At 66.6% G+C, this 7,771-nt stretch carries 9 protein-coding genes; 4 read left to right on the top strand and 5 right to left on the bottom strand.

What is annotated here, in order from left to right; genetic code table 11:
* The 3 genes from G3N61_RS36940 to G3N61_RS36930 all read left to right on the top strand — a co-directional run.
* Nucleotides 1-639 (top strand): PilZ domain-containing protein (locus G3N61_RS36940; RefSeq protein WP_241018083.1); only part of this gene is annotated, 639 nt, incomplete at its 5' end.
* A gap of 222 nt (nt 640-861) precedes the next feature.
* Complete coding sequence (locus tag G3N61_RS36935; RefSeq protein WP_043183673.1) at nt 862-1,188, top strand: DUF4148 domain-containing protein; 327 nt, start codon at nt 862-864, stop codon at nt 1,186-1,188.
* 256 nt (nt 1,189-1,444) lie between these two features.
* Entirely contained in the window at nt 1,445-2,137 is a 693-nt protein-coding gene (locus G3N61_RS36930; protein WP_089453014.1) for a hypothetical protein, read from the top strand.
* A 174-nt stretch (nt 2,138-2,311) separates the two neighbouring features.
* On the opposite strand, the gene G3N61_RS36925 is transcribed toward G3N61_RS36930, so the two are convergent.
* The 3 genes from G3N61_RS36925 to G3N61_RS36915 are packed head-to-tail and all read right to left on the bottom strand — an operon-like array spanning nt 2,312 to nt 4,627.
* Nucleotides 2,312-3,205 (bottom strand): DMT family transporter, encoded by an 894-nt coding sequence (locus G3N61_RS36925; protein WP_205824871.1) that lies wholly within the window; start codon nt 3,203-3,205, stop codon nt 2,312-2,314.
* Nucleotides 3,206-3,212: 7 nt separating this feature from the next.
* Nucleotides 3,213-4,001 (bottom strand): DUF2182 domain-containing protein, encoded by a 789-nt coding sequence (locus G3N61_RS36920; protein ID WP_080741589.1) that lies wholly within the window; start codon nt 3,999-4,001, stop codon nt 3,213-3,215.
* A 23-nt stretch (nt 4,002-4,024) separates the two neighbouring features.
* Entirely contained in the window at nt 4,025-4,627 is a 603-nt protein-coding gene (locus G3N61_RS36915; protein ID WP_089453012.1) for a DUF1326 domain-containing protein, read from the bottom strand.
* Nucleotides 4,628-4,974: 347 nt separating this feature from the next.
* Between G3N61_RS36915 and G3N61_RS36910 the strand changes: the two genes are divergently transcribed.
* Nucleotides 4,975-5,379 (top strand): lysozyme inhibitor LprI family protein, encoded by a 405-nt coding sequence (locus G3N61_RS36910; RefSeq protein WP_205824869.1) that lies wholly within the window; start codon nt 4,975-4,977, stop codon nt 5,377-5,379.
* A 79-nt stretch (nt 5,380-5,458) separates the two neighbouring features.
* On the opposite strand, the gene G3N61_RS36905 is transcribed toward G3N61_RS36910, so the two are convergent.
* Both G3N61_RS36905 and G3N61_RS36900 read right to left on the bottom strand, forming a co-directional pair.
* On the bottom strand, nt 5,459-6,106 hold the full coding sequence (locus tag G3N61_RS36905) for a response regulator transcription factor (protein WP_006483707.1): 648 nt from the start codon (nt 6,104-6,106) through the stop codon (nt 5,459-5,461).
* On the bottom strand, nt 6,103-7,771 hold a 1,669-nt coding region (locus tag G3N61_RS36900; RefSeq protein WP_205824868.1), incomplete at its 5' end, for a PAS domain-containing sensor histidine kinase. The genes G3N61_RS36900 and G3N61_RS36905, both read right to left, overlap by 4 nt.

The following is a 7,771-nucleotide window of genomic DNA, read 5'->3' as shown; positions in this document are numbered from 1 at the left end:
AAAGGCACGAGCCCGCGCGAGGATCTCGGCACGCTCGCCGCGCTGACGCGTCACTACCGCGCGCTGCGGCCCGATCTCGTGTTCCATTACACGATCAAGCCGAACATCTACGGCTCGGTCGCCGCGTTCGACTTCGCGCGCGGCGATGACATCGAGGCGGTCGCGATCGGCCGAGCCGCCGTGTCGCGTTTCGGTGCGACGGTCGAGTCGGTGCAGACGTCTGGTGCCGCGCGGTTTCTGATCCTGTCGCCGCCCGGCTTCGTCGACCGGCTGCGCACGCGCGCGGAGCCGCGCGTGCCGGTGCGGATCGCCGCCTGCTGCGCGGGCGGGGCGGAAGGGGCGGAAGGTATCGGGATGGTGCACGACATCAGCGTGAGCGGGCTGTCGATTGCCGTCGACCGGCCGATTGCGGCAACCGGCGAACCGTTGCGCGTGCTCCTTCCGTACGCTGCGGGCGACCGGGTCGAGCTGCTGGCGCTCCAGGGTACCGTGCGGGCCGTCCATGCGGATCCGGCTGCGCCCGCGCTGACGCTGCATCACGCGGCGTTCGGCGAGATCGGCGCCGACGACCTGATCCGCCTCAAGGCGCTGCTGTTCGACCGGCTGATGGCGTCGTCGGATACCGATCGGCGGCGCTGATGGGGGGCGGGCGGACCGGGCGCCGTGCCGCGGTATTCAGTGCGTGAATGCCGATAATCATCTGATGATTCAACGGTTTCCGCGGCGATTGTATATTTTCCGTCAACAGTGAATTCGCGATTTAAGTATTTACCCTGATAGCGCAGCCTCCTAGACTTCTACTCATGCGCAACGACCCCGAGTCCGAAGCGCCTGACAAAACAATTCTGGAGGTAACGCATCATGAAATCGCTGATCAAGGCAGTTGCACTGGCCGCTCTGGTGGCCGCACCGGTCGTCTCGTTCGCACAGAGCCAGCAGCCGCTGACGCGCGCGCAAGTGCGCGCCGAGCTGGTCCAGCTCGAAAAGGCCGGCTACAACCCGAACGACTGGATGAACTACCCGGAAAACATCCAGGCCGCACAAGCAAAGATCGCCGCCGCGCAGAACACCGGCGCGCAAGCTGATGCAACGGGCTACGGTGCGAACGCTGCCGCGGCGTCGCAGTCGGGTCAGCGCGTGGTCGTGCCGGCCGCCACCGACCGTTCGTCGGTGTTCTTCGGCCACTAAGCCAGTTGCCATGCGGCGGCGTTTGCCGCCGCTGGAAGCCTCGCATTGAAAAGAGCCCGCACTCGGTTGGAGTGCGGGCTCTTTGCATTGGAGCGCAGCGGCGCGATGCTTTCAGCCGCGAGGAATGCGCAGGACATGCGAAAACTGGCGATGGATCCATGCGATATCAACCCGTGCCAATAATCATGTCGCATGCAACGTACGCTGGATACGCTTCCGCGTTGCATCGTTAGCGTAAGATCGCCGGAGATGTGGAATGACGATTTCAATCAACGGAGAAGCGATGCGCCTGTATTTGGTCAGCGGAACAGTGTCAAATTTGCGCTTTTCTCGCGAGGTGTATTCGGCATCAAAATTTCAAAAATTCGAAGCGATGGCAGCGGAGTTCGCGCCTCTATTGCGTGAGGCCATTGGTGAAGGTGGTATGGCGATGCAGAACGATCCTGACAGGGCTCGCGCCAAACCACGCAAAGGTTACTGGATCGAGATCGAGGTGGCAGGGCGAACGCTCGAGGGCTGGTTCGACAGTATTTCGATTGAGAATGGCGGGCATGTCGACGCCGTCTGTGACGAAAACGGATTGATGATGGCGCTTCACAACCCGTTTGCGAGGTTGATCGTATTCAAGCCGCCTTGCCCTGACGGCCTGAAGCCCGTTTTCAACAGATCCTTGCTTTACGCCTACCTCGCCGTGACCGCGCTTTTATTTTTTGGCCTGGCCTTTATGTTGGCGTTCGCGGCATCCACGTGGGGCCAATTTTTTGACCTGATGCCGATCCTGCTGGCAATAACGATGTCTGTCGTGGCGCTCTTCGTGCTGTTGGCCTTTCGCGATGAATTGATCATTGGGCGGAGAACCAGAAAGATTCTCAAGTTGCTCGGTTTGTCGGATACGGCGAGCAAACTGACGGCGGAATACATCGGCACCGGTGACGCGTACCGCTACTGACGGTTTCGGCCCGAACCTCCGGCCGCTTTTGAGCCATGATTTGGGTGACTGCGCGATTCTTCCGTCAGGCGAATCCAGGGTTTCAACCGCGAGCTATCCCGTAAAAATGTGTGTTCCCGGTATCCCTGAAATCCATGCGACGGGCCCACACTTGGGCTTCAACTCCACCCATCATTACCGCGCAGTACTCGCGTGCCGAGCCCGCGTCGCGAGCACGGCCGCGACGCCGCCGAGGATCGCGGCCGATGCGAGCGCGAGCCGCCATGTCGGCTGTTCCGACAGGAACAGCACGGCGCCGCACGCGGCGATGGGCGGAACGGAGAGCTGAACCGCCGCGGCGCGCATGGCCGTGAGGTGCCGCAGCGCGGCATACCAGACCACGTAGCCGAGGCCCGACGTCAGCGCGCCGGAAAGCGCGGCGAGCGCGACGCCGGCCGGCGTGACATGAAAGCGGGCGGCGAGCACGACGCTCAGCGCGAGTGCCAGCGGCGCCGCACGCAGGAAGTTGCCGGCGGTCGCCGCGACCGGATCGACGGGCCGACGGCCCCGTATCGAATAGATGCCCCACGCAATGCCGGCGGCCGTCATCAGCGCGGCACCTTGCGGCGTCGGCGCGGCGAGCCCGGGTGACACGAGATATACCAGCCCGCCGAGCGCCGCGCCGAACCCGGCCCAGCCGGTCGCGGCAAATCGTTCGCCGGCATGCCATCCCGCCGCGAACATCGTCAGTTGCACCGCGCCGAACAGGATCAGCGCGCCGGTGGCCGCGCTGACGGTCAGGTACGCAAACGAGAAGCATGCGACGTACACGAACAGCATCGCCGCAGCCGGCCAGTCGGCTGGCGGGGCCGGCCGTCGGGCACCCACGCGCGCGACAACCGCGAGCATCAGCGCGCCCGATACGAGGCGCAGGCTGCCGAAGCTGGCCGCGTCGATTCGCCCAGCCTGCAGCGCGAGTCGGCACAGCAGCGAATTCGATGCGAACGCGAGCATCGCGATCGTCGTCAATGCGACGATGCGCACGCCCGGCCGGACATGCAGCGCGAATGCGGAGGCGGGCGGTCGCATCGGGGCCTCACGCGTGGCTGGCGACGATCAGCACGGCCGCGCCGAACAACGCGACGCCGAGCGGCGCGGTGAGCGCCTGCCCCCACGACGCATTCTTCTCGAGGGCCATCAACGCGGCGAGCGACAGCATCCAGCCCAGACTACCGGCGCCGACGACGAACATCAGCAGCATCAGCGCCCAGCAGCAGCCGACACAGAAGACCCCGTGGCTGACGCCGAGCGCGAACGCGTGACGCATCGGCGTGCGGCCGCGCCAGCGGCTGATCACGAAACTGAAGGGGGTTCGGCAGCGGTCGAGGCAGTGCGTCTTCAGTCCGCTGAACTGGAACGCACCGGCGAGCGCGAAGACGGCCGCGCCGATCAGCCAGCCACGCCACGCGAGCGCCGGCACCTGCGCGACACCGGTCAGCAGCAGCCCGTGCAGGGCGTGTGCGACGAGGCCGAAGCCGCTCCACGTGGCGACGTAGCCGATGCCGACGAGCGCAAGCAGGCGCGTCTGGTCGGGGCGGCTCGCGACGACGCGGGCGAACGCATCGAACAGCGACAGCGTCGTCGGCAGCATCATCGCGAGGATCATCAGGGTCCAGCCGGCCGCGTCGAACGCAGCCGGCAGCCACAGCGTGCCGCCCGGCAGCGCGCGACAAAGCGCGCTGAACGGCGACGGCAGTGTGCTGTCGCCGTGGTCGAGGTACCGCCCGTACGGACTGCGTGTCCACGCCCACAGGGTGAGCCATGCGAACGCGACGAGACTCGCGAGCACGAGTGGAAACACGCGCCGATGCAGCGACGCAGCCATGATCGTTGGCGTGCGATCGCGCTTCACGCGTCGAACAGGAACGTGCTCTGCAGCGCGTTGTGATTCTTCAGATCGACGTCGATGCCGATCGCCGCGTTCTTCGACCGATAGACGGGCGCCTTGCCGACGAACACCGGCGCGCCGGGCACCGTCGAGAACACGGTGTCGGTCAGCGTCGTCTGCGCGCCGCTCGGGCCGAGGTACGGCTCGAGTTCCGCGTGGTAGTCGGTGCCGATCGACAGCGTGCCGCGCGCCCCTTCGACATTGAACGTGATGGGGGCGCGTTCGATCGACACGACCTTGCCGATCAGTTTGGCGAGTTCGGCGATCGGGCCGCCGGCCTGGCCCGTGTAGACCTTGAGCAGCGCCTGCTCCTGCGCTTCGGACGCCGTGTCGCTGAGATAGATCGCAGCCGTCCAGTTGCCTTGCAGGATGTTGCCCGGCACGCGGCACACGGCGGCGAGCGTATTGCCGCCCACGTCGACGCCGTCGATGGTGCCCTTGTCGACATGCCACGCGACGATCGTGTCGCAGACGCCGAAATCCGGATCCTCGCCGATCCAGCACGGGCAAAGTACGCGACAGTTGCAGACCTCGAGCAGACGGCCTTCAAGGTGATAGCTCATGATTCCCTCCAGGGAGCGACGGCGATGGCACGTTGGGCTGGGTGGAGGAAGCTGACAGACGAATCGTCACCCCGCTCGGCGATGCGAACGCGAAATGCGCTGAGGAATGCGCGGAAGCGGAGACGGGATGGATGCGATAGCGCGGGCCTGAAGCGGCGTATCGATTTTCAAGTGTAGGTGTGGAGGGCCGATATGCAAGCCGTCGCAGGCTGCGAGGCCGGCTGACAAGCCAGCGCGCGTGCGCTAGCATCGCGATCGGTGTCGCCGTGAGACGGCGGCGCGGTGCGCGTCAGCGCGGCAAGCCCGGCACCGGGTTCCCCGACTTCAACGAACAACAAGGAGCATCCATGCGTGTCTTGACCGGTCTGCTGTGCTCGCTGGCGCTGGCGGCGAACGTCGCCCATGCGCAGGCGAATTGTGCCGACGCGACGGATCAGGCGACGATGACGGCATGCGCCGATCGCGCCTACAAGAAATCCGACGGGGAACTGAACCGGATCTACCAGGCCGTCACCGCACGCCTGCACGAAGCGCGGCCGCTTGCCGACAAACTGGTGAATGCGCAGCGTGCGTGGATCGCGTATCGCGATGCCGAGTGCAACTTCTCCAGCGCGAATGCCGAAGGCGGCAGCGTGTATCCGATGGTCGTGTCGACCTGCCTCGACGATCTGACCAAGGCGCGCACCGAAACGCTGAAGGGCTATCTGTCGTGCGAGGAAGGCGATCTCGCGTGCCCGGTGCCGGCCAAGTAAGCGTCGTGCGCCGCCCCGGCCGGCCGCCTGCCGCGCGGCCGGTAGCGCCGGCCATCCACGCGCTGCCGGACGTCGTCCGTTACACGTCGTCCGTTTCGTCGAGCAGCTTGTGCCGCATCGCGTAACGCACCAGCGCCGCTTCGTGCGGCATCTGCATCTTTTCCAGGATCCGCGTCTTGTACGTGCTGACCGTCTTCGCGCTCACGCACAGCGCGTTGGCGATCTCGGTCAGCGTCTGGCCGGCGGCGATCCGCCGGAACACGTCGAATTCGCGGTCGGACAGCCGCTGGTGCGGTAGCGTCTCGGCCGGCTCGTTCAGGCTCTGCGCGAATTGCTCGGCCATCGCGAGGCTCACGTAGACGCCGCCCGACGCCACCTTCGTGACCGCGCCCACCAGCTCGGCGCTCGCGCTTTCCTTCGTCAGATACCCCGACGCACCGGCGCGGAACGCGCGCACCGCGTATTGCTGCTCCGCGTGCATGGTCAGCACGAGGACGCGCAGCGCGGGCTTCTCGTCCTTGATCTGCTTGATCAGTTCGACGCCGTTGCGGCCCGGCATCGACAGGTCGAGCACGAGCACCTGCGCGGGCGTGGCGCGCACGAGCGCGATCGTCGACGGGCCGTCGCAGGCTTCGCCGGCCACCTCGAATCCGGTGGCGTTCTGGAGGATGTGCCGCAGACCGTCGCGTACGAGCGTATGGTCGTCGGCGATGAGCACCTTGATCATATGATGAGCGTTTCCTGTTGTACGGTACTGAGCGGGAGGGCGACGGTGATCGAGAAACCGCGCGCGAGCGCGGTGTCGATCGTCACGGTGCCGCCCAGCATGTGGGCGCGTTCGCGAATGCCGATCAGGCCGAACGACTTGTCTTCGTGGGCCGTGCCGCCGCGCGCCGAGCCGCGGCCGTTGTCCGCGACGCGCAACACGCAGAAGCCTTCCTCGACGTCGAGCCGCAGCGCGACGCGCGTCGCATCCGCATGGCGTGCGACGTTCGTCAGCGCTTCCTGCACGATCCGGAACAACGTGGTCGCGCCCGCGCTGGTGAATGTGAGGCCGCCCGTTTCGATGTGTCGCTCGACATCGATCCCGTAGCGGTTCGTGAAATCGTTCGCGAGCCACTCGATCGCGGGCACGAGGCCGAGATCGTCGAGCATCACGGGCCGCAGGTCGGCCGCGATGCGCCGCACCGACGCGACCGTCGCGTCGATCAGCCGCCGCATGCCCTGCAGATGCCCGAGCACGCCCTCGTCGGGCGGCGCATGGCGGGGGCCGCGCAACTGCTGCTCGACCACCGACAGATCCATCTTCAGCGCGGTGAGTTGCTGGCCGAGGTCGTCATGCAGTTCGCGCGCAATGCGGGTCTTTTCCTCTTCGCGCACGTTCTGCAGGTTTGCCGACAGTTCGCGCAATTCCTCGCGCGACTGCTTCAACGCGTTCTCGGCACGCTGCCGCTCGGTGATGTCGCGCAGCATCACCGTATAGAGCTTGCCCGACGCGTCGCGGATCTGCGAGATCGACGCCTCGATCGGGAATTCCTCGCCATTGGCGCGCAGCCCGAACAGCACCCGCTGGCGGCCCATCTGCCGCTCGGATACGCCCGTCACGCCGAACTGGTCGACGTGCTTCGCGTGCGCGGCGCGGAACCGCTCGGGGATGAAGCGCGACAGCGGCGCACCGATCGCCTCCATCGCGGACACGCCGAACACCTGCTCGGCCATCGGATTGAAGATCACGACCGTCTGCTTTTCGTCGATGGTGATGATCGCTTCCATCGACGAACGGATGATGCCCATCATCCGCGCTTCGTTGAGGATGCCGCGGCTGCTCGCGCCGGAGTCGGCGGTGCCGGCGCGGCCTCGCAGCAGTGCATGGATGAGCACGGCGAACGCGATCGACGCGATCAGCCCCGCGGTGAGCACGGTGCCGGCCGCGCGTTGCGCGCCCGTTGCGCTCGGACGGCCGTCTGCGGAATAGGTGAGCGTCAGCACGGTGCCGCCGAAATTCAGCTCGTCGGTGCGCCGCATCAGGTCGGGCGATGCCGACGCCTCGTCGGTCGTCGTTTCGACGCTGACGATCGCGCGCCGATCGCCGCCGGCGGTGATCCAGACGTCGATCCCGCGCTCCGCGTCGAGTGCGCGCTCGATCAGGCGCCGCGGGCTCAACGCTGCGAACAGCACCCCGTCGGCACCGGCTTCGCGCGTGCCGGGCGGTGTGCCGGCCGCATGCGGCGACGCGACGGCCGGCAGGAACAGCGTGAAGGTGCGGGCGTCGCGGGACGTGTCGTCGTCGGCCGGGTGGACGCCGAGCGCGATGTCGCCGGTCTGCAGCGCGCGCGCGAGCGGTGCCGCGTCGGACGCGCCGAAGCGCACGACGGGCGAATTCGACGCCGGA

The organism is Burkholderia sp. Ac-20349, from assembly GCF_017104865.1.
Lineage (GTDB): Bacteria > Pseudomonadota > Gammaproteobacteria > Burkholderiales > Burkholderiaceae > Burkholderia > Burkholderia aenigmatica.
This window is presented reverse-complemented; position numbering and strand designations above follow the sequence as displayed.

Excerpts from the sequence above, each read along its gene's own strand:
- G3N61_RS36915 (WP_089453012.1), bottom strand. The coding sequence starts at position 4,627 with ATGAGCTATCACCTTGAAGGCCGTCTGCTCGAGGTCTGCAACTGTCGC.
- G3N61_RS36935 (WP_043183673.1), top strand. The coding sequence starts at position 862 with ATGAAATCGCTGATCAAGGCAGTTGCACTGGCCGCTCTGGTGGCCGCA.
- G3N61_RS36910 (WP_205824869.1), top strand. The coding sequence starts at position 4,975 with ATGCGTGTCTTGACCGGTCTGCTGTGCTCGCTGGCGCTGGCGGCGAAC.
- G3N61_RS36905 (WP_006483707.1), bottom strand. The coding sequence starts at position 6,106 with ATGATCAAGGTGCTCATCGCCGACGACCATACGCTCGTACGCGACGGT.
- G3N61_RS36920 (WP_080741589.1), bottom strand. The coding sequence starts at position 4,001 with ATGGCTGCGTCGCTGCATCGGCGCGTGTTTCCACTCGTGCTCGCGAGT.
- G3N61_RS36925 (WP_205824871.1), bottom strand. The coding sequence starts at position 3,205 with ATGCGACCGCCCGCCTCCGCATTCGCGCTGCATGTCCGGCCGGGCGTG.
- G3N61_RS36930 (WP_089453014.1), top strand. The coding sequence starts at position 1,445 with ATGACGATTTCAATCAACGGAGAAGCGATGCGCCTGTATTTGGTCAGC.